Below are 26,590 nucleotides of genomic sequence, written 5' to 3' on the forward strand. Positions count from 1 at the left end.
GGAACGAAAGATGACGCAATTTGCTTTTGTGTTCCCGGGACAGGGATCACAGACCGTAGGTATGCTGGCTGAGCTGGCCGCTGAATACCCGCAGGTAGAAGCCACTTTCCGTGAAGCTTCTGATGCGCTGGGTTATGACTTATGGCAACTGGTCCAGCAGGGACCGGCAGAAGAACTGAACAAAACCTGGCAGACGCAGCCAGCATTGCTGGCCGCATCCGTCGCAATTTATCGTGTCTGGCAGAGCAAAAATGCCGCACAGCCGGTGTTGATGGCTGGCCACAGCCTGGGTGAATACTCGGCGCTGGTTTGCGCAGGGGTGCTGAATTTCGCCGATGCCATCAAGCTGGTGGAACTGCGCGGTAAACTGATGCAAGAGGCCGTTCCGGAAGGTACCGGTGCGATGCAGGCCATTATCGGTCTGGATGATGCGGCGATTCGTAAAGCCTGTGAAGAGAGTGCGCAGGGACAGGTGGTTTCTCCTGTCAACTTCAACTCCCCGGGGCAGGTTGTTATTGCGGGCAACAAAGAAGCGGTTGAGCGTGCGGGTGCGGCCTGTAAAGCAGCAGGTGCCAAACGTGCACTGCCGTTACCGGTCAGTGTGCCATCACATTGCGCGCTGATGAAGCCAGCTGCAGATAAACTGGCCGTTGCACTTGAAGCCATCAGCTTTAATGTGCCTTCGGTGCCGGTAGTCAACAACGTTGATGTGAAGTGCGAAACCACGCCAGACGCCATTCGTAGCGCGCTGGTGCGTCAGCTGTATAGCCCGGTTCGCTGGACCGAGGCGGTTGAATTTATTGCCACACAGGGTGTGACTCAGCTGCTGGAGATGGGTCCAGGCAAAGTGCTGACGGGTCTCACCAAACGTATTGTGGATAGCCTGACCGCTGCAGCCGTGAACGATCCTGCTTCACTGAATGCAGCGCTTACCCAGGAATAAGAGGAAAATCATGAGCTTTGAAGGTAAAGTTGCGCTGGTTACCGGCGCGAGCCGCGGCATCGGTCGCGCCATTGCGGAAACGCTGGCAGCGCGTGGTGCTAAAGTGGTGGGTACCGCCACCAGCGAAAGCGGCGCGGAGGCAATCAGTGCTTACCTCGGCAATAGCGGCAAAGGTTTGCTGCTGAACGTGACCGATTCTGCTTCGATTGAGAGCGTACTCGAGAAAGTTCGCGCAGAATTTGGCGAAGTGGACATTTTAGTCAATAATGCAGGCATTACGCGTGATAATTTGCTGATGCGCATGAAAGACGATGAATGGGCGGATATCCTGGATACCAACCTGACATCGGTTTTCCGTCTTTCCAAGGCGGTTATGCGTGCCATGATGAAAAAACGCGTGGGCCGAATCATCACCATTGGTTCTGTAGTTGGAACCATGGGTAACGCGGGTCAGGCAAACTATGCAGCAGCAAAAGCAGGTTTGATTGGCTTTAGCAAATCACTGGCGCGAGAAGTCGCGTCACGTGGTATTACCGTGAACGTCGTTGCGCCGGGCTTTATTGAAACGGACATGACGCGCGCACTGAACGAAGACCAACGTTCGGGCATATTGGCAGAAGTTCCGGCAGGTCGCTTAGGCAACCCGCAGGAAATCGCCAATGCAGTGGCATTCTTAGCCTCTGACGAAGCAGCCTACATCACAGGTGAAACGCTGCACGTCAACGGCGGCATGTACATGGTCTGATAATCACGAAATCATTTGCATTATTTGCGGCAAAAACCGCAGAATAGCGTAAAATCGTGGTTCGACCGGCCGGGATTTTGTTGCATCTTTTTCAACATTTTATACACTACGAAAACCATCGCATAAAGCGAGTTTTGATAGGAAATTGAATAGCATGAGCACTAAGACTATTGAGGAACGCGTTAAGCAAATCACTATTGAGCAACTGGGGTGCAAAGAGGACCAGGTTACCAACAGTGCTGCTTTCGTTGAAGACCTGGGCGCTGATTCTCTTGACACGGTTGAACTGGTGATGGCTCTGGAAGAAGAGTTCGATACTGAGATTCCAGACGAAGAAGCTGAGAAAATCACTACCGTTCAGGCAGCGATCGACTACATCACTAGCCACCAAGGCTAATGAATATCTTCAGGCGGTCGCTCGACCGCCTGAGTTTTATTGTTTGCCCCACATAGTTTTTTTATCCCTCCCTGGAGGACGAACGTGTCTAAGCGTCGTGTAGTTGTGACCGGTCTTGGCATGTTGTCTCCTGTCGGCAATACCGTAGAGTCTACCTGGAGTACTCTCCTTGCCGGTCAGAGCGGCATTACCCTGATCGACCATTTTGATACTAGTGCCTATGCAACACGTTTTGCTGGTCTGGTAAAAGATTTCAATTGCGATGAATTTATCTCGCGCAAAGATCAGCGCAAGATGGATGATTTCATCCAATACGGCATTGTTGCCGGTATACAGGCTATGCATGACTCCGGTCTGGTAGTCACTGATGAGAACGCCAGTCGTGTTGGTGCGGCGATTGGTTCTGGCATCGGTGGACTGGGTTTAATTGAAGAAAACCATAGCTCGCTGGTGAATGGCGGTCCGCGCAAAATCAGCCCGTTCTTTGTGCCTTCCACCATTGTAAATATGGTCGCAGGTCACCTGACGATTATGTTTGGTCTGAAAGGTCCGAGCATTTCTATCGCTACAGCTTGTACTTCAGGTGTTCATAACATCGGCCATGCGGCACGCATCATTGCTTACAACGATGCTGATGTCATGCTTGCGGGTGGCGCAGAAAAAGCCAGTACGCCGCTGGGCGTGGGTGGATTTGGCGCGGCGCGTGCGCTCTCAACCCGTAACGAGAACCCGCAGGCGGCCAGTCGTCCGTGGGATAAAGATCGTGATGGCTTTGTGCTGGGCGATGGTGCAGGTATCGTCGTGCTGGAAGAGTATGAGCACGCGAAAAAACGTGGTGCGAAAATTTATGCTGAAGTGGTTGGCTTTGGCATGAGTAGCGATGCCTACCACATGACATCACCACCGGAAAACGGTGCAGGCGCGGCGCTGGCGATGGCTAACGCACTACGCGATGCACAGCTGAACCCGGAACAGATCGGTTATGTCAATGCGCACGGTACTTCAACGTCTGCTGGCGATAAAGCCGAAGCGCAGGCGGTGAAGTCGATCTTTGGTGCGGCAGCCAGCTCTGTTATGGTTAGCTCTACCAAATCGATGACCGGCCACTTGCTCGGTGCGGCAGGCGCGGTTGAGTCGATCTACTCGATTCTGGCACTGCGCGACCAGGCGATCCCGCCGACCATCAACCTCGACAACCCGGATGAAGGTTGCGATCTGGATTTCGTGCCTCATACCGCACGCCAGGTCAGCGGCATGGAATATACGCTGTGTAACTCCTTCGGCTTCGGTGGAACCAACGGTTCGCTGATCTTCCGCAAGGTGTAAATCGTTTTGCCTGGAATAGAGGCCCGCAATGCGGGCCTTTTTTTATATTTTGTCACGTAGTCGCGTGGAATCTTACGGCCTTCAATGGTATTCAAAGCAAGGTCAATTCATTGAGGTCGTTATGATGTGGATAAATGGAACAGAACAGACGCAGCTTGCAGCGCGCGATCGTGCTGTACAGTTTGGCGATGGCTGTTTCACCACCGCTGCGGTGATAAACGGTCATATCCAGCTGTTACCTGCTCACCTGCAACGCTTAAAACAGGGTTGTGAACGCCTGCTGATGGCAGAGCCTGACTGGCAGCAACTCGAAGTGGAAATGTGTAGCGCCGCACAAGGGCAGGAGCGGGCGGTATTGAAAGTGATTCTGACGCCCGGTGCTGGCGGGCGTGGCTACAGTCGGAATGGATGCAGTCACCCCACGCGCATTATCTCCCTCTCTCCCTGGCCCCACCATTATCAGGCACTGCAACAACAAGGCGCACGACTGGTGACCAGCCCGGTACCGCTGGCACGCAACCCGCTGCTGGCGGGAATTAAACACCTTAACCGGCTGGAGCAGGTGCTGATTCGCCACCATCTTGACCAGACGGAAGCCGACGAGGCGCTGGTGCTTGACACTGAGGGGACGGTGGTGGAATGCTGTGCGGCCAATTTATTCTGGCGTGAGGGCGATAAGATATTCACGCCATGTCTCGATCAGGCTGGCGTTGCTGGCATTATGCGGCGTTTTCTGATGGCGCAGATGGCGGCTACAGGCCAGGCTTGTCAGCTGATTAATGGTAACAGGGATCGCATCCTTGCCGCAGATGAAGTGGTGATATGCAATGCCCTGATGCCGGTTTTACCCGTGCGTAGTATTGACGACGTTTCGTTCACCGCACGTTCGCTGTACCAGCAACTGCTCGCCAGTTGCCAGAAAATGGAAGCACCATGACCCGAATGAAAAAAATTGTCGCCGGCGCCGTGGCGATTATTGGCCTCGCTGCGGCCTTTAGTTATTGGCAGATTGAACGTTTCGCCGATACGCCATTAACCTTGCATCAGGAAACCATTTTCACTCTGCCAGCAGGCACTGGCCGGGTGGCGCTCGAAGCACAGCTGGAAAGTGAGCATGTGATTGCACCGAGTCTGTGGTTCGGTCCGTTGCTGAAGCTGGAGCCAGAGCTGGCGCGTTTTAAAGCCGGTACTTATCGCCTCGAAAGCAATATGACGGTGCGTCAATTGCTCGAATTGCTGGCAAGTGGCAAGGAAGCGCAGTTCCCGTTGCGTTTTGTCGAAGGTTCCCGCCTGAAAGAGTGGCTGGAGCAACTGCGCGCTGCCCCTTATCTCAAACACACCCTGCAAGATGATCAATTTGCCACGGTGGCGGCAGCGCTGAAACTTGATGCCAGCCAGCTGGAAGGCGGGTTTTATCCCGATACTTATCTCTACACCGCCAACACCAGCGATGTGGCGTTGCTGGAACGCGCCCATGCGCGCATGAACAAGCTGGTGGATGAGATCTGGCAGAACCGCATGGACAATCTGCCTTATAAGAAAGAGCAGGATCTGGTGACGATGGCGTCGATCATCGAGAAAGAAACCGGCGTCAGCGAAGAGCGTGCGCGGGTGGCTTCGGTGTTTATCAACCGCTTGCGGATTGGCATGAAGCTGCAGACCGATCCGACAGTGATTTACGGCATGGGCGATAGCTATACAGGCACGCTAACACGTAAAGATCTCGACACGCCAACCGATTACAATACTTATACCATTAGCGGCATGCCACCGGGTCCGATTGCGATGCCGGGCCGGGCTTCTCTGGAAGCGGCGGCGCACCCGGAAAAAAGCAATTACCTCTATTTTGTGGCGGATGGTAAAGGTGGTCACACCTTTACCACCAATCTGGTCAGCCATAATAAGGCCGTGCAGGCGTATCGGCTGGCAATGAAGGAAAAAAATGAAAAGTAAGTTTATCGTCATCGAAGGTCTGGAAGGAGCGGGCAAAACCACAGCGCGTGATGCGGTGGTTTCCGTGCTACGCGAGCAGGGCATTGATGATCTGGTATTCACGCGTGAACCGGGCGGTACACCGCTGGCGGAACAGCTGCGTGTGCTGGTCAAGCAAGGGATTGATGGCGAAACGCTCACCGATCAAGCGGAATTGCTGATGCTCTACGCTGCGCGTGTCCAGCTGGTGGAGAACGTGATCAAGCCTGCACTGGCGCGGGGAGCCTGGGTGATTGGCGATCGTCATGATCTGTCATCACAGGCCTATCAGGGCGGCGGACGTGGCCTGGATACTCAACTGATGAGTACTTTACGTGACGCCGTGCTGGGTGAATTTCGCCCGGATTGTACCTTGTATCTCGATGTCACCCCGGAAATTGGTTTGCAGCGGGCGCGGGCGCGTGGCGAGCTGGACCGTATCGAGCAGGAATCGCTGCGTTTTTTTGAACGTACCCGTGAGCGTTATCTGGCACTGGCTGCGGAAGATCCCACCATCATCACTATTGATGCCACGCAGTCGTTGCCACAGGTGACGCAGTCAATCCAGTCCGCCGTACGTCACTGGCTGGCAGGTCAAACGGCATGAACTGGTATCCGTGGCTAAACCAGCCGTATCGGCAAATTATTGCCCGTCATCAGAGCAATCAGGCGCATCATGCGCTGTTAATTCAGGCTATTGATGGCATGGGGGACGATGCGTTGGTTTGGGGTATCAGTCGCTGGCTGATGTGCCAGCAACCCGAGGGATTAAAAAGCTGTGGTCACTGCCACGGTTGCCATTTGATGCAGGCGCATACGCATCCTGACTGGTATCGTCTTGAGGCCGAGAAGGGAAAATCCTCGCTGGGGATTGATGCGGTGCGTGACGTCACAGAAAAGCTGTACCATTTTGCCCAGCAGGGTGGGGCGAAAGTGGTGTGGCTGCCTGACGCGGCACAGCTGACCGAAGCCGCCGCCAATGCGTTGCTGAAAACCCTGGAAGAACCGCCCGCCAATACGTGGTTCTTCCTGAGTACCCGCGAGCCGTCACGTTTGCTCGCCACGCTACGCAGCCGTTGTATGACCTGGCATCTCTCGCCTCCTGAGGAGGTTCATAGCCTGCAATGGTTGCAAAAACAGATTTCCCAGCCGGAAGAAACGCTGCGTGCGGCGTTGCGTTTGAGCAACGGGGCACCCGCAGCCGCGCTGGCGTTGTTACAGCCAGAGCGCTGGCAGGTTCGTCAGGCGCTGTGTGACGCATTGCCCGGCGCACTGTCGCAGGATGTGTTGCAACTGCTGCCATCGTTAAACAGTGATGATGTGGCTGACCGTCTGGCCTGGCTGCTTTCGTTGCTGGTGGATGCAATGAAAGTGCAGCAGGGGGCAAATCGCTGGTTAAGCAACGGTGATCGTCCGGATGTGGTGACGATGCTGGCACAACAGCTCAACAGCAGCGCCCTGAATGCCAGCGTGCAGTTGTGGATGCAGTGCCGCGAGCAGCTGCAGCAGGTGGCAGCGCTCAATCGTGAATTAATGTTGACCGATCGTTTGTTGAGCTGGAGCCGTCTGCTGACACCAGCGACGCTCAGCTAAGCGTAAAAAGAGAGAAGTATGTTTATTGTCGATTCCCATTGCCATCTCGATGGCCTGGATTACGAAAAGCAGCACCGCGATCTGGATGATGTGATTACCAAAGCGGCGTCACGTGATGTGAAGTTTATGCTGGCGATTGCCACCACGCTACCGGATTACTACACGCTGAAAGCGTTGGTTGGCGAGCGTGAAAACATCGCGCTGGCTTGTGGTGTTCATCCACTGAATCAGGAAACGCCTTACGATGTTGAAGAATTCCGACGCCTGGCCGCGGAGGATCGTGTGGTGGCGCTGGGTGAGACCGGGCTGGACTATTTTTACCAGCAGGAAACCAAAGCGCAGCAGCAGGCTTCGTTCCGTGAACATATCCGCACCGGAATAGCACTGAACAAGCCGATCATCGTACATACCCGTGATGCGCGTGAAGATACGCTGGCGATCCTGCGTGAGGAGCAGGTTGAGAAGTGTGGTGGTGTACTGCACTGCTTTACCGAAGATAAAGAAACCGCAGCAAAACTGCTGGATATGGGTTTTTATATCTCCTTCTCCGGCATTCTGACGTTCCGCAACGCGGAGCAAATCCGTGATGCGGCGCGCTATGTTCCACTGGACAGGATGCTGGTGGAGACCGATTCCCCCTATCTGGCACCTGTGCCGCATCGCGGCAAAGAGAACCAGCCAGCGTTTACCCGTGACGTGGCCGATTATATGGCGGTGCTGAAGGGCGTCGATATTGAGACGCTGGCGGCAACCACAACCAGCAATTTCTCCCGTCTGTTTCATATCCCGATGAGCCGTCTCGGCGGTTAACGCACTTTATTTCAAACTCTGTAATTAATCAGAAATTCATCAGATGTGTTGCGCCCGTAAGGGCGCAGCCAGTGCTTTTTTGCGGTAAATATCAGCAAGTCAGTGAGAATTAACTGAAAGCCAGACAGTGTGATGAGCGAAACGTGATAGCCGTCAAAGTAAGAAAATTCTATTTATTTTACTCTTCGTAATAAATCAAAAGACGCTCAGCGTCATCCCGGTAAAGGGTCCTCCCCCCGTTACCACGCGCACTGCGCGAAATGCACTCATACTCAGGAGCTTCAGGCTATGTTCAAAAACGCATTTGCGAACCTGCAAAAAGTAGGTAAGTCGCTGATGTTACCGGTATCGGTTTTACCGATTGCCGGTATTTTATTAGGTGTGGGTTCAGCTAATTTTAGCTGGTTGCCTGCCGTGGTTTCGCATGTGATGGCTGAAGCAGGTGGTTCGGTATTTGCCAACATGCCACTGATTTTTGCCATCGGTGTGGCGCTCGGCTTTACCAATAACGACGGTGTTTCCGCGCTGGCGGCGGTGGTGGCTTACGGCATCATGGTGAAAACCATGGCGGTGGTTGCTCCGCTGGTGCTGCATCTGCCGGCTGCTGAGATCGATGCCAAACATCTGGCCGATACCGGGGTCCTGGGCGGGATTATCGCCGGTTCCATCGCGGCGTATATGTTTAACCGCTTCTACCGTATCAAGTTGCCGGAATACCTTGGCTTCTTTGCCGGTAAGCGCTTTGTTCCGATTATTTCGGGCCTGGCCGCTATCGTGCTGGGTGTGCTGCTGTCCTTCATTTGGCCACCGGTCGGTTCCGCCATTCAGGACTTCTCACAATGGGCAGCCTATCAGAACCCGGTTGTCGCCTTTGGTATCTACGGCGTGGTTGAGCGTTCACTGGTGCCGTTTGGTCTGCACCATATCTGGAACGTACCTTTCCAGATGCAGATTGGTGAATTCACTAATGCGGCTGGCCAGGTGTTCCACGGTGACATTCCGCGTTATATGGCGGGTGACCCGACCGCAGGTAAACTGTCAGGTGGCTTCCTGTTCAAAATGTACGGTCTGCCTGCTGCTGCCATCGCTATCTGGCACTCTGCGAAACCGGAAAACCGTGCCAAAGTCGGCGGTATCATGATCTCCGCCGCGCTGACCTCGTTCCTGACTGGTATCACCGAGCCGATCGAGTTCTCCTTCATGTTTGTTGCGCCGATCCTGTACGTGATTCACGCGATTCTGGCTGGCCTGGCATTCCCAATCTGTATCCTGCTTGGCATGCGTGATGGCACCAGCTTCTCACACGGTCTGATCGACTTTATCGTGCTGAGCGGCAACAGCAGCAAAATCTGGCTGTTCCCGATTGTGGGTATCATTTACGGCCTGATTTACTACACCGTGTTCCGTGTGCTGATTGTCAAACTGAACCTGAAAACGCCGGGCCGTGAAGATAATGCTGTTGAGCAGAGCAGCGCGACCGGCAGTGAAATGGCGGGCAAACTGGTTACCGCATTCGGTGGTAAAGAGAACATCACCAACCTCGATGCCTGTATCACTCGTCTGCGCGTTAGCGTGTCGGATGTGGCTAAAGTGGACCAGAGCGAGCTGAAAAGTCTCGGTGCACGTGGCGTAGTGATAGCCGGTTCGGGTGTTCAGGCAATTTTCGGCACCAAGTCGGATAACCTGAAAACCGAGATGGACGATTATATTCGTAATATGTAAGTCACAGCGGCCCCTGACGGGGCCGTTTTTTTTATAAATACACCCGCAAATATTCCGTCAGACACAGCAGCGCCATCGCCTGACCATAAGGCATTGAGGTCAGCGGGACCTGGCGGTAATAATCCAAATCGCTGCCCATCGCGGTACCAAACGATACCTGTTTCAGTTCTCCGTCCTCGTCAATGTTGGCGATCACCCCGCGCAGGGCTTTTTCTGCCAGCGGCAGATAGTCGCGCGATAAATAACGTTTACGTACCGCCTTCAGAATGCCGTAGGCAAAACCCGCAGTAGCCGAAGCCTCGGGGTAGCTGTGCGGATCATCCAGCAGGGTATGCCACAGGCCGCTGCTATGCTGACAACCCGCCAGCGCTTTCACCTGATTCTCCAGCACCTGTTGCAGAAAACGGCGGGTGGCATGGTGTTCCGGCCAGTTCATCATTTCAAGGAAGTCGGGAATGACGATGGTGACCCAGCTGTTGCCGCGCGCCCAGCGTGCATTGGCAAAGTTATGGCGACCATCGAAGTTCCAGCCGTGGAACCATAAGCCACTGTGGCGATCCATCAGGTATTGGGTATGAAGCAGAAACTGATAACTGGCCTCCTCAACAAACTCCGGGCGCTCCAGCAGCTGACCGATCTTCGCCAGCGCCATCACGCTCATCATCAGCGTATCGTCCCACAGTTGCTGCGTATTCTCGTTGTTATAGACGATATGTTGCAGCCCACCGCTTTCGGTGCGCGGCATGTCATACATGACCCATTCTGCCCAGCGCTCCAGCACCGGTCGCCATGCCGGGTTGCGCGTCTCTTCATAGCGGTAAGCCAGCGTCAGGAAGGGGCAGACGGTATTGACGTTTTTGGTTGGCGTCCCCTCGGCCAGCCGGGTACTGAACCATGCGTCAATGATCTGTAACGTGGCCTGATCCCCGGTCTGCTGGTAATAATGCAGCATGCCATACAACCCGATGCCATGTGTCCACTCCCAGCCAGCCCAGCCTTTGGTGTCAATAACGCGGCCATCATCGAGGCGCAGCAAAAACTCGCCGCTCTGGTCAGTAATATTCACCAGATTCTGCGTAAGTTGATGGATCAACTGCACCAGTTCCTTACGCGGCAGCAGATACTCCGGCTGGCGTAACAGGTCACTATGCTTTACAGGGAATACCGTCATGATTCATTCCTATCGTTTTGAAGAGGCAGGCAGGGGATGCAACGTGCCCTGCTTACGAGGTAAGGGTGGTGCTGCGGGTTGGTGGCGATTGAGGTAGCCCACGTTGTTGTTGCCCCACAGATACTCGTAAGGCATACCGGCGAGAGTTTCGACAATCTCGCGCGCTTCCGGGGTGATGCGTTCCGGCACCACGCGTCCGGCTTCGCGCATCTTCAGCGTCTCGGCGCGCAGCACCGTGTGGGTATGCAGATTGAGTTTAAAGCGCAACGACACCAGAAATCCGCAGCTGAGCACGCAAACGGTACCCATACTGAGGATCGCCAGGATGGTATGACCCACTGCCGGGACCTGCATGGTCTGACCGGAGACAAAACCCGCCAGTTGCAACACGATGCCGACCAGCATCACGGCACCGGCCTGGGACGCTTTACGCGTCAGGGTCATAATGCCAGCAAAAATACCTTCACGGCGCTGGCCGGTGATCACTTCATCCACGTCAGCGATATAGGTGTAGGTATTCCAGGGAACATAGTTGATGCCGCCACGTCCCAGCCCGGCCAGGCCGGAAATCAGCACCAGCAGCGTCATGCTGTTGTTCATCCCGGCGTACCACAGCGCGGCATAGGAGAGGGCGCTAAGGCCGAACAGCACCACCACCAGGCGGTAGGCCGGGGCCGGTCCCAGACGGATGCACAGCGGAATCATCCCCATTACCGCAATAAATTGCAGCACCGCCATGGTGCCCATCAGGCTGGAGGCGATTTGCGCGCTTTGCATCAGCACAAACACCACGTACCAGGTAAAAACCGCGTTAAACACGTCCTGTGCGATATAGCCGCCGAGGTACATGCCGAGATGCTGGCGAAAGAGTCGAATACGCAGCGTTGAGGCAAGCTCGATATACAGCCGCTTCAGGCTTTGCAGCAGCGTAAGTTGCGCTTTCTCCTGTTCGGCACGTAGCGATTCTGCGGAGAAGTCCTGCGGGTGCCGCTCCCAGGTAAAACGCCACACCAGTGTCAGTACTAGTGCGCAAATCACCGCAAACACCAGGCTGGCATAGAAGAATGACAGTGGGTTGTCTTTGCCGAACCAGCCGATCAGAATGCCGGGCAAAAACGCCGCCAGAATAGCAGACAACTGTGCCAGCGCGATGCGCGCACCGGAGAAGCGGGTTTTCTGTTTAAAATCATCGGTCATCTCCGGCACCAGCGTCTCATAAGGCACCAGAATCATGGTGTAGACGATGTCGAACAGCAGATAGGTCAGCAGATACCACCAGAAAGGCATATCGGCTATCCACATCAGGCTATAGCTGAAGACGCAGGGGATACCCAGCAGGATAAAGAACTTGCGACGGCCAAAGCGTTTACCGAGCCATGTCGAACCAAAATTGTCGGTCAGGAAGCCCATTAGCGGACTGACCAGCGCATCCAGCACGCGGGCGGCCGCAAAGATAAAGGTCGCTTCAATGGGCGTCAGCCCACAAAACGTGGTGTAGAAGTAAAGCAGCCAGGCAGCGGTTAACGCCGTGGTGCCAGCACCGAGAAAATCCCCGGAACCATAGGCCAGGTAGTGGCCCAGACCAATCTTACGAGAGCGCATTGCAGGTTCTCCCTGAGACAAATGTGGTGTACATCCCTCATCACTCCGGACAACTGGCTCGGATTGGTTAGAAAGTAGAGCGGGAAGACGTGCCAAACCTTCGTGATTTGGCAAGGTTGTCTGCACAAGTGGCAAAATCGCAAAGAAACAGCCGTGATAAATCTAATTTATAAAACAGTGTTTCATTTTTTGGTGGGAGATCTGTCAGAAATGCGAAGCAGGCCACATCATGGTGAGCAGGAAGCAAAAAGTGGTGTAAACGCAGCCATTTAATGTAAGAAAAGTGGTCCTGAGGTTGAAAGAAGCAGAATTCCTCCCGCATACTGCCTGACTGAACTCCAGGCTTAAGGAAATGCATCATGGCTGAAGAAACCATTTTCAGTAAAATCATCCGTCGCGAAATCCCCGCCGACGTGGTTTATCAGGACGAACTGGTCACCGCCTTCCGCGATATCGCACCCAAAGCGCCCACTCATATTCTGATCATCCCTAACGTTTTGATTCCCACCGCCAACGATGTGCAGGCTGCACACGAGCAGGCGCTGGGGCGCATGATCACCGTTGCGGCCAAAATTGCCCGTGACGAGGGGATCGCCGAAGATGGCTATCGCCTGATCATGAATTGCAACCGCCACGGCGGCCAGGAGGTTTACCACATCCATATGCATCTGCTGGGCGGCAAACCGCTTGGACCGATGCTGGCTGGCTAACCCTCAGGCGGACCTTGCTATGCGTCAATGGCTGAGCGGCCTGTTATTGCTGACCCTTGCGGGCTGCAGCAGTGACAAGCCGATGATCAATACTTCGCAGTCGCTGGTGATGGAAGCGTCGGTGCTGTCCGCAGGCATTATTACCGATGAGCCAACCCTGGCCTCGCGTGATGGGCAGTTGCGTGCGTCGAGCGTGCTCTATAATCAACGCGAAACGCCGGTTACCCTGCACTATCGTTATTACTGGTATGACGACAAAGGGCTGGAAATTACTCCGCGCGAACCGGCGCAAACGCTGACGGTGCCCGCGCATGGCAGCATTGAAGCGGCTTCGCAAATCGGTAATCCGACCGCCAGCAAGGTGCGTCTCTATCTTTATCTCTGAGGAGTAATCCGTGATTCGCAGTTTACAACGTTCCAGCGCGCTGTTATTTGCGCTGATGCTGACCGGCTGTGTGATAAAACAGCAAACCCCGGCCCCGGTGGAACCCACCACACCGACCACGCCCACCCAACCTGTTCCGCCGCCGACGCCGCCGCAACAGCCACCACAAACCGTGCCACAGCCGCCGAAGTTGAAAACCATCAACTGGAATGCCAGTGTGCAGCCGTTGATTGCCAATATGGTGCAATCGGCCGGGGTGAATCCGGGTAGTGTGCTGCTGGTGGATCGAATGAAAAATAACACCAATGGTTCGCTGCAATCTGACAACGCCACCGATGCGATCCAGAATGCCCTGGCGAATAACGGCAAATTCACGCTGGTGACGCCGCAACAGCTGACTCAGGCGAAGCAGGCGCTGGGTTTGTCGGCTGACGATAGCCTGAACTCACGCAGCAAGGCGATGGGCCTGGCGCGCAACGTCAATGCGCAATACGTGTTGTACAGCACCGCACAGGGCGATGTGAAAACGCCGACGATTCAGATGCTGCTGATGCTGGTGCAGACCGGCGAAATTATCTGGTCAGGTAACGGTGTCGCACAACCCTGATCCGCAGCTGCAATATCTGATTCAGCAACAATGGCCGACGGCGCAAGCTGCCGGTCATTTTTTCACGCTGCCGGGGCTGAGCGGGCAGAGTGCGCGTATCACCAGCGAGCAGGGGACGTTACTGGCGCGACGTGCGCCACAGGCAGCGATTCCGTTTGTTGAGCGTCAGCGTGAATACCGTCTGCTGCAAAAGTTACAGGTTTCGCAGCTGGCTCCGCGTCCCTTTGGCTGGCGCGATCCCTGGCTGTTGCTGGAGTGGCTGCCGGGTGAGATGCTGCCGGTATCCGCCTTCAGCCAGCAGCGGGCGGCGGTGGTGGCGTTGCTGCAACGTCTGCACCAGCAACCGCTGACCGGGTATCGTCTGACCCTGACGCCGCTGTTACAGCGTTACTGGCAGCTGTGCCAGCACAAACACTGGCGCTGGCAGCGTCGTTTGCAGCGCCTGATGGCGGTGGGTGAGCCGCATCCGTTGCGCCTCGCGCCGATTCATATGGATGTTCACGCGGGCAATCTGATTGTCACCACGGACGGGCTGCGCCTGATTGACTGGGAATATGCGGCGGATGGCGATGTGGCGCTGGAACTGGCGGCCATTTGCGCGGTCGATCCTCATCAGCAGACAGAATGGGTCGCGGCCTATGCCCAGACCATGCAACTGGCACCAGCCCGGTTGCAGCAGCAAATTCGTCGCTGGCAACCCTGGCTGCACCTGCTGATGGCCAGCTGGTATCAACTGCGTGCCGAGCAGACCCAGGATGAAACTTTACAGCAACTGGCTCGCGCCAGCTGGCAAGACCTTTAATATCGCGCGCGTCATTCGCGCTACAGGATTGATGTTATGACGATGAATACACCCGGACCGCTGATGCTGGATGTCGAGAGCTATGAACTCGATGCCGAAGAACGGGAAATTCTGCAACATCCGCTGGTTGGCGGCCTGATTCTGTTTGCCCGTAACTACCATGATCCGGCACAGCTGGCTGAGCTGGTGCGCCAGATTCGCGCGGCATCCCATACCCGGCTGGTGGTGGCAGTGGATCAGGAAGGGGGGCGTGTACAGCGTTTTCGTGATGGCTTCACCACCTTACCGGCGATGCAATCTTTTGCTGCGCTGCACGAGCTGCCCGCCGCCGGTGAACTGGCGCAGCAGGCAGGCTGGCAAATGGCGGCCGAGATGATTGCGATGGATATCGACATCAGTTTTGCACCGGTGCTGGACATTGGGCATATCAGCGCCGCCATCGGCGATCGTTCTTTCCATACCGATCCGGCGATTGCTTTGCAGGTCGCGCGGCGTTTTATCGCCGGGATGCACGAAGCGGGCATGAAAACCACCGGCAAACATTTCCCCGGCCATGGCGCAGTGAGTGCCGATTCGCACAAAGAGACACCGCGTGACCCGCGCGATGCCGCGACTCTGCGTCAGCATGATATGGCGATCTTTCAGCAACTGATTGACGAGCGCGCGCTGGATGCAGTGATGCCTGCCCACGTTATCTATACTCAGGTGGATCCACTGCCTGCCAGCGGCTCACCATACTGGTTGAAAACGGTATTGCGTAACGAACTGGGTTTTGACGGGGTGATTTTCTCCGACGATCTGTCGATGGAAGGTGCCGCGGTGATGGGTAGCTATGCCGAGCGCGCGCAGCAGTCTCTAAATGCCGGATGCGATATGATTCTGGTGTGTAATCACCGCCAGGGTGCCATCAGTGTGCTGGATAATTTGACCCCGATCGGGGCGACGCGGGTGGCACAGTTATACCATCAGGGACGATTCACGCGTCAAAGCCTGCAGGAAAGTACCCGCTGGCAGCAGAATCAGCGCCAGCTGAGCGAGCTGCAAAGCCGCTGGTTGGCACATAAAGCGTCGGGCAGATAACGCCACTGCCCGGAACGTTCACCACGCTGAGGAAAATCATGATCATCTATTTGCACGGTTTTGATTCAAGCAGTCCGGGCAACCATGAAAAGGTGCTGCAACTGCAGTTTATTGACCCGGACGTCAGGCTGATCAGTTACAGCACGCTCCACCCGAAGCATGATATGCAGTTTCTGCTGAAGGAATCTGACAAGTTATTGCAGCAGGCTGCCGATCCGCGACCACTGATTTGTGGTGTCGGGCTGGGTGGCTACTGGGCCGAGCGCATCGGTTTTCTCTGTGGTATCCGCCAGGTGATCCTCAATCCCAACCTGTTTCCCGAAGAAAACATGGAGGGCAAAATTGATCGCCCGGAAGAGTATGTTGATATCGCCACCAAATGCGTGAGTAACTTCCGCGAAAAGAACCGCGACCATTGCCTGGCAATTCTGTCACGCCATGATGAAGCGCTGGATAATCAACGCAGTGCCGCAGCGTTGCACCATTTCTATGAAATTGTCTGGGATGAAGAGGCCAGTCATAAATTCAGGAATATCGCACCGCATCTTCAGCGGATCAAAGCCTTCAAAACATTGGCTTAATCCTGCCTGCGCCGCGCTCTGCGGCGCAATGTTTATGTAACATTCTGATAATGCCGCTGAAAGATTGATGTACATCAATTTTGTTGTGATATCCCGATCCCGCCATGATATTCTGCCCCCAGCTCGCGATTTAACTTCGCCAACCCTATGTTTATTAAGGTTTTTAGTAACCATTAATTAACTTTTGGTTTACAACTTTGAGGGGGTCTTTGTTGACTACATCTATGAAAAAAATCGTTATTGTCGGCGGTGGTGCCGGCGGCTTAGAGCTGGCCACCCAGCTCGGACATAAGCTGGGCCGGAAAAAGAAAGCCGAGATTATTCTGGTTGATCGTAACCACAGCCATTTGTGGAAACCGCTGCTGCATGAAGTTGCCACCGGATCGATGGACGAAGGAATTGATGCGCTCAGCTATCTGGCGCATGCGCGTAACCACGGTTTCCAGTTCCAGCTGGGTTCACTGACCCAGATTAATCGCGATAACAAAACCATCGGGCTGGCCGAGATTCTCGACCCCGAAGGTGAAGTGTTGGTCCCGCAGCGTGAGCTGGCGTATGACACGCTGGTGATGGCGCTGGGCAGCACCTCGAATGATTTCGGTACGCCGGGCGTGAAAGATCACTGCATTTTCCTCGATAACCCGCACCAGGCACGTCGTTTCCACAATGAAATGCTGAATCTGTTCCTGAAATTCTCGGCCAGCGAAGGCCGTCTGGATAAAGTGAACATCGCGATTGTGGGTGGTGGCGCGACCGGCGTTGAACTGTCGGCGGAGCTGCACAATGCGGTGAAACAGCTGCATAGCTACGGTTACAAAGGGCTGGATAACTCGGCGCTGAACGTGACGCTGGTGGAAGCGGGCGAGCGTATTCTGCCTGCGTTGCCGCCGCGTATTTCGGCAGCGGCGCATCATGAACTGACCAAACTTGGTGTCCGCGTGTTAACGCAGACCATGGTGACCAGTGCCGATGCTAACGGCCTGAATACCAAAGGTGGCGAATTTATTGCCGCCGATTTGATGGTGTGGGCAGCGGGTATCAAAGCACCAGACTTTATGAAAGAGATTGGCGGGCTGGAAACCAACCGTATCAATCAGCTGGTGGTGAAAGATACGCTGCAAACCTCGCGTGATGAGGACATCTATGCCATCGGTGATTGCGCTTCCTGCGCACTGCCGTCCGGTGGCTTCGTACCACCGCGTGCGCAGTCGGCACATCAGATGGCGTCACTGGCGCTGGAAAATATCCTTGCCCAGATGAAAGGCAAGCCGCTGAAGGCCTATGTCTACAAAGATCATGGTTCACTGGTGTCGCTGTCGCGCTTCAGTACTGTCGGCAGCCTGATGGGTAACCTGATGCGTGGATCAATGATGGTGGAAGGGCGTATTGCCCGTTTCGTCTACATTTCCCTGTATCGTATGCACCAGATTGCGCTCCACGGTTATTTCAAAACCGGTCTGATGATGCTGGTGGGTAGCCTCAACCGCGTACTGCGCCCACGTCTCAAGCTGCACTGATGTATTCCGGGCGGCGTTTGCCGCCCGATCCTCGCTGTACCCACCTTAACCCATTGAAAAGCATAAGCCTGCCTGATGGAAGAAGGCGGTTCCCGCTGTTCTCAGAACTCTCTGAAAAGCTGGCCCTGGCGGCTTTGCGCTGCGTTTCCTCCATTAATCTGATGTTGCAAAATCGGGCCATCTGTAAAACTTATCTCAACAGACACGGCGCGTCGCGCACGCCGGTTATGTCCCAGCTGCACAGGATGCTGTGCGCGGCAGGATTGCGCGGTAACAACTTTTCAGGAGGACATTCCTGTGAACAAATCAATGTTAGCGGGTATCGGTATCGGCGTAGCAGCGGCCTTAGGTGTTGCTGCTGTTGCCAGCATGGATGTCTTTGACCGTGGCCCGCAATATGCTCAGGTGCTCTCAGCGACACCGATCAAAGAGAGTATCAAGCAGCCGCGACAGGAATGTCGCAATGTGACCCTCACCCACCGTCGTCCGGTACAGGATGAGAACCGTCTGACCGGTTCGGTGCTGGGCGCGGTAGCGGGTGGTGTGCTGGGTCACCAGTTTGGTGGCGGACGTGGCCGCAGTGTGGCGACGGTGGCAGGCGCTCTGGCAGGGGGTTACGCCGGTAACCAGGTGCAGGCAGGGATGCAGGATCGTGATACCTACACCACCACGGAACAGCGTTGTAAAACGGTGTATGACAAACAGGACAAAATGCTGGGTTATGATGTGACCTATAAAATAGGTGACCAGCAGGGCAAAATCCGTATGGAAAAAGACCCTGGCACCCGCATTCCGCTCGACCGTAATGGTCAGCTAATCCTGAATTCGAATCAGGCCTGATTGGGCAAAGACATTTCACAGCGTAAAGGCAGCCTTTAAGGCTGCCTTTTTCATATTCTGTCACGCGTGATGGCGGGAATGAGTAAATATTATTGACGCCTTTCGTCAAATGATGGCTTAAAAAACAGATTGGTTTTTATCGACGTTCTGGGGCTATGGATGTTTTTATTGTCCGGGGTAGTGGTGGGGTTATTTTTAATATTTAATGGCGGGGGATTTATATATTTACGCCTCATCCCTGAGGCTTTGACAGATAATTGATTTTATTATAAATCAGATACCTGAATTATTGGTCAACCCACTCAGGGTTGCGCCAAGACCACTAACCACTCCGCCAACGGTACTCAGGACAGAGCCAAGCAGGCCAGTAATCGTCGTGGTGAGGCCACCTATGGTGCCACTCACATCAGCGACGCCAGGAATAGAAAGTGCTCCGCCACTAACTTGTGAAATTTCCTGTTCAGATAGCTCACGCATTGATTCGTTCATAGTCAGACTCCAGATTGTCAAAATGGTGGACTGGATAATAACGATCTTCAGGAATCGGCTTTCATATTTAAAAGCCTCATATTCAGGATAGACGGCATTCTCTGGATTAAAAGATGGTACTGAAAAAATAGTTGTTACGACATATAACTCTTTGCTGTGTTGATAAAAATAAATTTTATTTCAGGTCCAGCAGTTTCGATATAAGTGGCGCTGAGGAAACAACTATTCAGGGAAAAACTCAGAGATCACCTGAATAATTTATTTACCTGCCGGCCAGGTTGCCATATCAATCACCCGGTCTGCCGAGGCTATCGTGGATGGCCGATGGGCAATCATCACGCGGGTAATATTCAACGCCCGAATGGCGGCATTTATTCGCGTCTCATTATCTACGTCGAGATGGCTGGTGGCTTCATCGAGGAATAACACCTGAGGCCGACGATATAACGCGCGGGCAATCAGCAGTCGCTGCTTCTGTCCGCCGGAGAGGCTGCTGCCCAGTTCACTGATTAGCGTCTGATAGCCCATCGGCATCGCCAGAATATCATCATGGATTTGGCTGAGACTGGCGCAGACTTTGATCCACTCCTCGTCTGGCTGGGTATCAAACGCGCAGATATTTTCCGCTACGGACCCGGCCAGCAGCGTATCTTCCTGCAATACGCAGGCGATGCAGGCCTGCCAGTTCGCCACGCCACTGGTGCGGATATTGATGCCATTGACATAAATTTCCCCGGCGCTGGGTTTGAGCAGACCGGCCATCATTTTGAGAAGCGTGGTTTTCCCTCTGCCGGAAGGCCCCGTGATGGCCACGCACTCCCCGGCATCAATCGCCAGATTGACGTCGCTGAACAGCAGGGGACTGAAAGGATCATATTGAAAAGACAGTCCTTTAACCGCGAGAGCAGCGGGTTCGCCGTGGCTGAGCAACGGATGAACGGGCTCGCCGACGGGGGTTTCCGGTTCGGCCAGCACAATATCCGCCACGCGATCCTTATGCAATGACAGCATACGTAACTGGAGCAACGTTTCCAGCAGGCTGGCGGTGCGGTCAGAAAATTGCCCACGATAGGTACTGAACGCGACAAACATCCCCAGCGTCATATCCCCGGCAATCACCGCGCTGGCCCCGAGCCACAACAGGGTAATTTGCTGCAACGTGGCGATCAGGTTGTTACCACCGGCAAACAGCATTTCATAGCGTGTTTTGCTTATTGTGGCATTGGCGTTTTCGATATTCAGATTAAGCCAGTGCTGCGCCCGGAGCGCAGGCAATCCCAGCGCCTTAATGGTGTGGATACCGTAAAGCGACTCCATAAAATGCGAGCCGGAACGGGCATTGCGGACGATCTGCTCCTCCGAGGCCTGCCGCCAGGCCCGATAGGTACCCAGCCGGAACAGGCACCACAGCAAGGTGAAGGCCAGCACCACCCATAACAAGCTCCCGCCATACAGCAGCATCATAATCATCAATCCCACGGTCATGATGCCGTCCATGATGCCGCTGACCACATTGCTGGTCAGGGTGGTTTGCAACGTCTCCAGCGAGGTGAAGCGAGACTGAACATCCCCCAGTTTGCGCTTTTCAAACCATTCGGTTGGCAGCGCCAGCAAATGGTCAAACAACCTCGCCTTGCCCTGCACACTGATCAGCGTGCTCATCACCAGCGATGTCCAGCCGCGCAGCGCACTGACGGCGGTGCGGAACAGCACAAAAAACAACAGCCCCAGGCAAATCAGCGTCAGCAAGCCGGTATCACTGGCCGGAATGGCATGATCCAGCACCATTTGCATACCGACGGGTAGCAGCAGGCTGGCGGATTCCACCAGCATGGAGAAGCAAAACAGTTTGATGAGGGTGGTGCTCAGGCCGGCAATGCGTCCGGTCAGCGACCAGAGGGAAAGACGGGGGCGGGGTGGTGCGCCTTGTGGTACATCCCCTGTCGGCCAGAGTTCCAGCGCCACACCGGTAAAATGCAGCGAGACCTCCTGCATGCCGAGGACGCGATGACCGGCTGCCGGATCGTGAATCACCACGCGATTACGACGCACCGCTACCAGTACCACAAAATGGTTGAGGTCCCAGTGCAGAATACAGGGCAGCTTGAGCGCACGGAGATTATCCATTTCCAGACGCAACGCGCGTGATTTCATACCGGCGACTGCCGCGGTGTCGATCACCGTACGCAGGGTGGCCCCCCGCGAGGAGATGCCCGAGTGCTGACGTAATAAGCGCAGGTCTGCGGGCAATCGATACCAGCGAGCGATCATTGCCAGGCAAGCCAGGCCGCATTCAGCGGCTTCCGTTTGCAGGATCACCGGCATGCGACGACGCAGGCTGATATGCAGACGGGAGAACAGCTCCTTCATTTCACCGTTGGTCACTGACAGGCCCCGTTATGCTGTTTTTCAGGAAGTAATAGGGAGACAGCATCCACTGGTACAGCGGACGCTTTTCGAGAAAGACCGTGGCCTGCAATTGCATACCGCTGGCCAGCGGCAGATTTTGGCCCTGCCAGCGCAAACCTCGCTGATTCAGCGCCACACTGGCTTTAAACCATGCGCCTGCCAGCTGCCCGTTTGCTAAGCGGGGCGCGCTGCCGTAGCTGTTGAGTTCCCGCAGCGGCACTGGCGCGGCGGACACTGACAGCACCTTGCCCGGAAACTGGCCATATTTTTCCGCTGGATACGCGGCATAGCTGATGTTTATCGTGTCGCCCGGTTTGATATAGGGCACGCTGTCGTTGGGGAGCCAGATAATGAGACTCGGTGTGTCGTCTCCGGCAGGCACCAGCTGCGCGAGGCTATCGCCATCGCTGACCATCTGTCCTGCCGTCACGCTCAGCGATGAGATGCGTCCCGCTGCGGGGGCGGTAATCAGGCGTTCGCTACCGGCATCGGCTTCTGCCAACTGACGTGCGATATCGGCCTGGCGAATGTGATACTGCGACAGCTGCCCATCAAAATCAGCGGCACGGGTGACCTGCTGGCTGAGAAGATCGGCGATCTGCATATCCTGTTGCACCCGCTGAGAATTCAGGCTGTGCCACACGCTAAGTTGTTGGTAAAAAAGATAACGTTGATTGTTTTGCTGGTCGGTGGTGATCAGTCCCTTGCGGATAAACCGGCTATAGTCGTTCATGCTGCTGCGCATCACGTCGAGTCCTGCCGTGGCTGAGTCCACCATCTTCTGGGTTTGCTGTCGGGCGTTGCGTAACTGGTCAAGTTGCTGCTGAACGGTGGTGAGCGTCGCGCGGCGGTTTTGCTCCAGCTGGCGCACCATATCGTCCATTTGTTGTTGCTGTTTGATCAGCAATGCCCGCGTGGTGGCGCTGAGATTGCCGGAGGGAGAGACGCGGCTGATATCCAGCGCATACAGCGGGGTACCGGCGCTGACCACCTGACCGGTGGAGACCAGCAGGCGGGAAACCACGCCCTGTTCCGGCGCGAAAAGGTTGATGGTGTGCGGCCAGGTGATCACTTCGCCACTGACGCTGGCCCGTCGCGTATAGCTGCCCAGCCACAGGAAAAGCAGCAGGCTGGCGAGCAGAATCGAGGTGACGAATAACGTTACCCACACCGGCCAGCCGGTTAACAGCAGAACAGGTCCGGCGTAGCGTGATTGTAAATGTTCGCTGACTTCCTTGCGAAAAAGCATAAACCCACTCTGGTAAAAAATGGACTCATGCAAAGATAGTCAGGAACCGAATAATTATCCAACGCAGAGAAAAAAGGCGCGATAAATCGCGCCATTATGTCAGGCAGAGATGTCTACACGCGATGATTCGCCAGATCGCCAACGAATTTTTGCACCCAGTCCATGCGCGACTTACGTTCGGCTAAATCGCGGGTGAATTTCAGGCGCGTTGGACCATCCAGCTTCCATTGTTTCGGGTCTTTTTGCAGCAGACCAATCAGCCAGCCAGGATCGACATGATTCTGAGGGGCGAATTCAAAGAAGCCGCCTTTTTCACTGGCCTCAATGCGTCGTACCCCCAGCTCGCGTGCCACTAAACGCAGCGCGGCGATATCCAGCAGGTTACGTGCCGCATCGGGTAAGCTGCCGAAACGATCAATCATCTCCACTTTCAGCTCGGCCAGCTCGCCATCATCACCGGCGCTGGCGATGCGTTTGTATAACGACAGGCGCGTGTTCACATCGGGGATGAAGTCATCCGGCAGCAGGGCGGGCATACGCATCTCGATCTCCGTCTGGTTGCTGGTAAGATCTTCCAGCGACGGCTCGCGCCCGGCCTTCAGAGCGTCAACCGCGCTTTCCAGCAGCTCCATATACAGCGTGAAGCCGATGGTTTCCATCTGGCCACTCTGATCTTCACCCAGCAATTCCCCGGCACCGCGGATCTCCAGATCGTGGGTCGCCAGGGCAAAACCGGCACCCAAATCTTCCAGAGAAGCGATGGCTTCCAGTCGTTTCTGCGCATCGGTGGTCATGGCTTTGGGATGCGGTGTCAGCAACCAGGCGTAAGCCTGATGGTGCGAACGACCCACTCGACCACGTAACTGGTGCAGCTGCGCCAGGCCAAAATGGTCGGCGCGTTCGATGATGATGGTATTGGCGCTCGGCACGTCGATACCGGTTTCGATAATGGTGGTGCATACCAGCACGTTAAAACGTTGATGGTGGAAATCATTCATCACCCGTTCCAGGTCGCGTTCACGCATTTGACCGTGACCGATGGCGATGCGCGCTTCCGGAACCAGTTCTGCCAGGCGCTGGGCGGCTTTTTCAATGTTTTCAACGTCGTTGAACAGGTAGTAAACCTGGCCGCCACGCAGCACTTCACGCAGGATCGCCTCACGCACCACCAGGCTGTCAAACTCACGTACAAAGGTTTTCACCGCCAGACGGCGTGCCGGTGGCGTGGCGATAATTGACAAATCGCGCATGCCGCTCATCGCCATATTCAGCGTTCGCGGAATCGGGGTGGCGGTGAGGGTCAGAATATCGACATCGGAACGCATCGCTTTGATACGCTCCTTATGGCGCACACCGAAACGGTGTTCTTCATCGACAATCAACAGGCCGAGATCGTGCCATTTCAGGTCACTCATCAGCAGTTTATGGGTGCCGATCAGAATATCCACTTTGCCTTCAGACGCCTGTTCGAGGATCTGGTTTTGTTCTTTAGCGCTGCGGAAGCGTGACAACATCTCAATACGCACCGGCCAGTTGGCGAAGCGGTCACGGAAGTTGTCGTAATGCTGCTGCGCCAGCAGGGTGGTGGGCACCAGCACCGCCACCTGTTTGCCGTTTTCCACCGCCAGAAACGCGGCGCGCATCGCCACTTCGGTTTTACCGAAGCCGACATCACCGCACACCAGACGGTCCATCGCCAGCGGCTGACACATATCGCTCAGCACCGCATTGATGGCCTGCGCCTGGTCTGGCGTGGTTTCAAACGGGAAACCTTCACAGAACAGTTGATATTGATCGCGGTCGTGCTTAAAGGCGTAACCGGCTTTGGCGGCGCGCTGCGCGTAGATATCCAGCAATTCTGCCGCCACATCGCGTACTTTCTCCGCTGCCTTCTGACGCGCGCGTGACCAGGCATCGCTGCCCAGTTTGTGCAGCGGCGCGTTTTCGTCGGCACCTCCGGCATAGCGGCTGATCAGATGCAGCGACGACACCGGCACATAAAGTTTGGCGTCACCGGCGTAGGACAGCATCAGGTATTCCGCCTCGATACCGCCAGCCTCAAGGGTGGTGAGGCCGATATAGCGCCCCACGCCGTGTTCCAGATGCACCACTGGCTGGCCGGGATGCAACTCCGCCAGGTTGCGGATCAGCACATCCGGGTTGATGGTACGACGATTATCCTGACGACGGCGGCTGACGCGCTCGCCCAGCAAATCGCTTTCGCAGATAAAAGCCAGCTGACGTTCGCTATCGATAAAGCCCCGCTCGCTGGCACCAATCATCAGGCTGTGCGTGTGCTGGCTGGCGTCCGCCAGACGGGTAATCGGCTGTGGGCGCAGTTTAATACGCGCCAGCAATTCCTGCAGGCTTTCGCGGCGGCCCTCGCTCTCCACCGAGAACACCACCGAACCGGTAAACTGTTCGAGGAACTGGCGTAACAGGTCGAGCGGCGCTTTTGCCTGAGCCTGCACCGTCAACTCCGGCAGCACCTGATAGCCGAGATTGGTGTTGGCGGCTTTTTCCGGCAGTGTGTCGTGGCTTAACTGGATACGTGGCCAGGCTTTCAGCTCGCCAAGCAGCGCATCCGGGCGCAGCCACAGCTCCACCGGCTCCAGCAGCGGGCGCATCGGGTCGATGCGTCGATTTTCGAAGCGGGCGTTGATGTCCTGCCAGAAACGCTGCGCGCTGCTTTCCAGGTCGCCGCTATTGATAATCAGCGTGTTAGTGGGCAGGTAGCTAAAGAGCGTTGACAGTGATTGTTCGAAAAACAGCGGTTGCCAGTACTCAATCCCGGCGGGCAGCGTGCCTTTGCTTACCTGCTGATAAACGTGTTCCGGTTCGCGGCGCACATCAAAGGTTTCGCGCCAGCGGCTGCGGAATTGTTCAATGGCGGCTTTATCGGTGGGAAACTCGTGCGCTGGCAACAGATTGATGGCATCAACGGCTTCCAGTGTGCGCTGTGTGTCGACATCAAACAGACGCAGGCTGTCGATCTCGTCGTCAAAAAAATCAATGCGGTACGGCTGGTCGCTGCCCATCGGGAACAGGTCGAGCAGTGCGCCGCGCGTGGCGTATTCACCGTGCTCCATCACCTGATCAACATGGCGGTAACCGGCCTGCTCCAGCTGGTCACGCAGGGCATCGCGCGAGAGCTGCTGGCCTTTTTGCATGACCAGCGCGTGGCCGTGCAAAAAACTGTGTGGGCAAACGCGCTGCATCAGCGTATTCACCGGCATGATCAGCATGCCATGCGTTAGCGTCGGTAATTGGTATAAGGTGGAAAGACGGGCGGAGATGATATCCTGATGGGGCGAGAAGCTGTCGTAAGGCAGCGTTTCCCAGTCGGCGAGGTTACTGACCGGCAGATCGGTGAACTGGCGAATCTCCTCCTGCAGACGCAGGGCAGATTGCATATCCGGGGTAATCATCAGCACCGGACCTGTATGGCGTTCGGTGATGCTGGCACATTCCACCGCCTGAGCGGCACCTGGCAGTTGACCGAGTTGACGATGGTCACCGGCTTTCGCTGGCAGGGTATAACGACTCTGTTCGGACATGGGGTCTCGACATTCTCTCCTTTTATTCCAGGGCGTCATCATTCCATAATCCGCCCTGAGGATCACCTGTCGCGGTGCTTTTTT

At 55.4% G+C, this 26,590-nt stretch carries 24 protein-coding genes; 18 read left to right on the forward strand and 6 right to left on the reverse strand.

From position 1 onward, the window contains the following. Positions 1–10 precede the first annotated feature (10 nt). From fabD to ptsG, 10 genes are all read left to right on the forward strand, one after another. On the forward strand, positions 11–943 hold the full coding sequence (gene fabD / locus AC6I8X_RS07810; protein WP_313690042.1) for an ACP S-malonyltransferase: 933 nt from the start codon (positions 11–13) through the stop codon (positions 941–943). A gap of 10 nt (positions 944–953) precedes the next feature. Next, a complete protein-coding gene (gene fabG, locus AC6I8X_RS07815) occupies positions 954–1,688 on the forward strand; it encodes a 3-oxoacyl-ACP reductase FabG (protein WP_084873887.1) in 735 nt (244 codons plus the stop codon). 154 nt (positions 1,689–1,842) lie between these two features. Next, the gene (gene acpP / locus AC6I8X_RS07820) at positions 1,843–2,085 is read left to right on the forward strand and encodes an acyl carrier protein (RefSeq protein WP_416412739.1); all 243 of its coding nucleotides are present in this window, start codon (positions 1,843–1,845) and stop codon (positions 2,083–2,085) included. 84 nt (positions 2,086–2,169) lie between these two features. Next, entirely contained in the window at positions 2,170–3,411 is a 1,242-nt protein-coding gene (gene fabF, locus AC6I8X_RS07825; protein WP_416412737.1) for a beta-ketoacyl-ACP synthase II, read from the forward strand. A gap of 124 nt (positions 3,412–3,535) precedes the next feature. Further along, on the forward strand, positions 3,536–4,348 hold the full coding sequence (gene pabC, locus AC6I8X_RS07830) for an aminodeoxychorismate lyase (protein ID WP_313687488.1): 813 nt from the start codon (positions 3,536–3,538) through the stop codon (positions 4,346–4,348). Beyond that, complete coding sequence (gene mltG / locus AC6I8X_RS07835) at positions 4,345–5,364, forward strand: endolytic transglycosylase MltG (RefSeq protein WP_084873890.1); 1,020 nt, start codon at positions 4,345–4,347, stop codon at positions 5,362–5,364. Before pabC ends, mltG begins: the two co-directional genes overlap by 4 nt. Then, complete coding sequence (gene tmk / locus AC6I8X_RS07840; protein ID WP_313687472.1) at positions 5,354–5,989, forward strand: dTMP kinase; 636 nt, start codon at positions 5,354–5,356, stop codon at positions 5,987–5,989. Before mltG ends, tmk begins: the two co-directional genes overlap by 11 nt. Next, entirely contained in the window at positions 5,986–6,975 is a 990-nt protein-coding gene (gene holB / locus AC6I8X_RS07845; protein ID WP_313687474.1) for a DNA polymerase III subunit delta', read from the forward strand. The genes tmk and holB overlap by 4 nt, the downstream gene beginning before the upstream one ends. A gap of 18 nt (positions 6,976–6,993) precedes the next feature. Beyond that, complete coding sequence (locus AC6I8X_RS07850) at positions 6,994–7,785, forward strand: metal-dependent hydrolase (RefSeq protein WP_416412731.1); 792 nt, start codon at positions 6,994–6,996, stop codon at positions 7,783–7,785. Between the two features lie 288 nt (positions 7,786–8,073). Further along, entirely contained in the window at positions 8,074–9,507 is a 1,434-nt protein-coding gene (ptsG, locus tag AC6I8X_RS07855; protein ID WP_313687477.1) for a PTS glucose transporter subunit IIBC, read from the forward strand. Between the two features lie 31 nt (positions 9,508–9,538). Here ptsG and bglB read toward each other — a convergent pair whose 3' ends face one another. Both bglB and AC6I8X_RS07865 read right to left on the reverse strand, forming a co-directional pair. Continuing rightward, a complete protein-coding gene (gene bglB, locus AC6I8X_RS07860; RefSeq protein WP_497840841.1) occupies positions 9,539–10,678 on the reverse strand; it encodes a beta-galactosidase BglB in 1,140 nt (379 codons plus the stop codon). Positions 10,679–10,687: 9 nt separating this feature from the next. Further along, complete coding sequence (locus tag AC6I8X_RS07865) at positions 10,688–12,280, reverse strand: MFS transporter (RefSeq protein ID WP_497840842.1); 1,593 nt, start codon at positions 12,278–12,280, stop codon at positions 10,688–10,690. A 359-nt stretch (positions 12,281–12,639) separates the two neighbouring features. Between AC6I8X_RS07865 and hinT the strand changes: the two genes are divergently transcribed. From hinT to AC6I8X_RS07905, 8 genes are all read left to right on the forward strand, one after another. Continuing rightward, positions 12,640–12,990: a purine nucleoside phosphoramidase gene (gene hinT / locus AC6I8X_RS07870; RefSeq protein WP_497840843.1), complete on the forward strand. Its 351-nt coding sequence runs from the start codon at positions 12,640–12,642 to the stop codon at positions 12,988–12,990. Between the two features lie 19 nt (positions 12,991–13,009). Continuing rightward, positions 13,010–13,375: a YcfL family putative periplasmic lipoprotein gene (locus AC6I8X_RS07875; protein WP_084873898.1), complete on the forward strand. Its 366-nt coding sequence runs from the start codon at positions 13,010–13,012 to the stop codon at positions 13,373–13,375. A gap of 10 nt (positions 13,376–13,385) precedes the next feature. After that, complete coding sequence (gene lpoB, locus AC6I8X_RS07880) at positions 13,386–13,982, forward strand: penicillin-binding protein activator LpoB (RefSeq protein ID WP_299452079.1); 597 nt, start codon at positions 13,386–13,388, stop codon at positions 13,980–13,982. Continuing rightward, complete coding sequence (thiK, locus tag AC6I8X_RS07885) at positions 13,966–14,784, forward strand: thiamine kinase (RefSeq protein WP_497840844.1); 819 nt, start codon at positions 13,966–13,968, stop codon at positions 14,782–14,784. Before lpoB ends, thiK begins: the two co-directional genes overlap by 17 nt. Positions 14,785–14,820: 36 nt before the next feature. After that, positions 14,821–15,864 carry a beta-N-acetylhexosaminidase gene (nagZ, locus tag AC6I8X_RS07890; protein WP_497840845.1) on the forward strand — a complete coding sequence of 348 codons (1,044 nt, stop codon included), beginning with the start codon at positions 14,821–14,823 and terminating at the stop codon, positions 15,862–15,864. A 38-nt stretch (positions 15,865–15,902) separates the two neighbouring features. Beyond that, complete coding sequence (ycfP, locus tag AC6I8X_RS07895) at positions 15,903–16,445, forward strand: alpha/beta hydrolase YcfP (protein WP_313689306.1); 543 nt, start codon at positions 15,903–15,905, stop codon at positions 16,443–16,445. Between the two features lie 212 nt (positions 16,446–16,657). Beyond that, the gene (locus tag AC6I8X_RS07900) at positions 16,658–17,962 is read left to right on the forward strand and encodes an NAD(P)/FAD-dependent oxidoreductase (protein ID WP_299452089.1); all 1,305 of its coding nucleotides are present in this window, start codon (positions 16,658–16,660) and stop codon (positions 17,960–17,962) included. A gap of 297 nt (positions 17,963–18,259) precedes the next feature. Beyond that, positions 18,260–18,802 carry a glycine zipper 2TM domain-containing protein gene (locus AC6I8X_RS07905; RefSeq protein WP_084873904.1) on the forward strand — a complete coding sequence of 181 codons (543 nt, stop codon included), beginning with the start codon at positions 18,260–18,262 and terminating at the stop codon, positions 18,800–18,802. Between the two features lie 273 nt (positions 18,803–19,075). On the opposite strand, the gene AC6I8X_RS07910 is transcribed toward AC6I8X_RS07905, so the two are convergent. The 4 genes from AC6I8X_RS07910 to mfd all read right to left on the reverse strand — a co-directional run bounded on the left by AC6I8X_RS07910 (position 19,076) and on the right by mfd (position 26,506). Beyond that, on the reverse strand, positions 19,076–19,291 hold the full coding sequence (locus AC6I8X_RS07910; RefSeq protein WP_299452098.1) for a hypothetical protein: 216 nt from the start codon (positions 19,289–19,291) through the stop codon (positions 19,076–19,078). Positions 19,292–19,549: 258 nt separating this feature from the next. Next, positions 19,550–21,676: a peptidase domain-containing ABC transporter gene (locus tag AC6I8X_RS07915; protein WP_497840846.1), complete on the reverse strand. Its 2,127-nt coding sequence runs from the start codon at positions 21,674–21,676 to the stop codon at positions 19,550–19,552. After that, positions 21,663–22,949, reverse strand: coding sequence for an HlyD family secretion protein (locus tag AC6I8X_RS07920; RefSeq protein ID WP_497840847.1), 1,287 nt, complete (start codon positions 22,947–22,949; stop codon positions 21,663–21,665). Before AC6I8X_RS07920 ends, AC6I8X_RS07915 begins: the two co-directional genes overlap by 14 nt. Before the next feature lie 113 nt (positions 22,950–23,062). Continuing rightward, positions 23,063–26,506, reverse strand: a complete 3,444-nt coding sequence (gene mfd, locus AC6I8X_RS07925; RefSeq protein ID WP_497840848.1) for a transcription-repair coupling factor — start codon at positions 26,504–26,506, stop codon at positions 23,063–23,065. Positions 26,507–26,590 lie beyond the last annotated feature (84 nt).

The organism is Pantoea sp. X-Soil-TKNS-1280 (assembly GCF_059730475.1).

Excerpts from the sequence above, each read along its gene's own strand:
- AC6I8X_RS07910 (WP_299452098.1), bottom strand. The coding sequence starts at position 19,291 with ATGAACGAATCAATGCGTGAGCTATCTGAACAGGAAATTTCACAAGTT.
- tmk (WP_313687472.1), top strand. The coding sequence starts at position 5,354 with ATGAAAAGTAAGTTTATCGTCATCGAAGGTCTGGAAGGAGCGGGCAAA.
- hinT (WP_497840843.1), top strand. The coding sequence starts at position 12,640 with ATGGCTGAAGAAACCATTTTCAGTAAAATCATCCGTCGCGAAATCCCC.
- AC6I8X_RS07865 (WP_497840842.1), bottom strand. The coding sequence starts at position 12,280 with ATGCGCTCTCGTAAGATTGGTCTGGGCCACTACCTGGCCTATGGTTCC.
- mltG (WP_084873890.1), top strand. The coding sequence starts at position 4,345 with ATGACCCGAATGAAAAAAATTGTCGCCGGCGCCGTGGCGATTATTGGC.
- AC6I8X_RS07850 (WP_416412731.1), top strand. The coding sequence starts at position 6,994 with ATGTTTATTGTCGATTCCCATTGCCATCTCGATGGCCTGGATTACGAA.
- acpP (WP_416412739.1), top strand. The coding sequence starts at position 1,843 with ATGAGCACTAAGACTATTGAGGAACGCGTTAAGCAAATCACTATTGAG.
- fabD (WP_313690042.1), top strand. The coding sequence starts at position 11 with ATGACGCAATTTGCTTTTGTGTTCCCGGGACAGGGATCACAGACCGTA.
- mfd (WP_497840848.1), bottom strand. The coding sequence starts at position 26,506 with ATGTCCGAACAGAGTCGTTATACCCTGCCAGCGAAAGCCGGTGACCAT.
- pabC (WP_313687488.1), top strand. The coding sequence starts at position 3,536 with ATGTGGATAAATGGAACAGAACAGACGCAGCTTGCAGCGCGCGATCGT.
- nagZ (WP_497840845.1), top strand. The coding sequence starts at position 14,821 with ATGACGATGAATACACCCGGACCGCTGATGCTGGATGTCGAGAGCTAT.
- bglB (WP_497840841.1), bottom strand. The coding sequence starts at position 10,678 with ATGACGGTATTCCCTGTAAAGCATAGTGACCTGTTACGCCAGCCGGAG.
- ptsG (WP_313687477.1), top strand. The coding sequence starts at position 8,074 with ATGTTCAAAAACGCATTTGCGAACCTGCAAAAAGTAGGTAAGTCGCTG.
- AC6I8X_RS07920 (WP_497840847.1), bottom strand. The coding sequence starts at position 22,949 with ATGCTTTTTCGCAAGGAAGTCAGCGAACATTTACAATCACGCTACGCC.
- AC6I8X_RS07875 (WP_084873898.1), top strand. The coding sequence starts at position 13,010 with ATGCGTCAATGGCTGAGCGGCCTGTTATTGCTGACCCTTGCGGGCTGC.
- holB (WP_313687474.1), top strand. The coding sequence starts at position 5,986 with ATGAACTGGTATCCGTGGCTAAACCAGCCGTATCGGCAAATTATTGCC.
- fabG (WP_084873887.1), top strand. The coding sequence starts at position 954 with ATGAGCTTTGAAGGTAAAGTTGCGCTGGTTACCGGCGCGAGCCGCGGC.
- ycfP (WP_313689306.1), top strand. The coding sequence starts at position 15,903 with ATGATCATCTATTTGCACGGTTTTGATTCAAGCAGTCCGGGCAACCAT.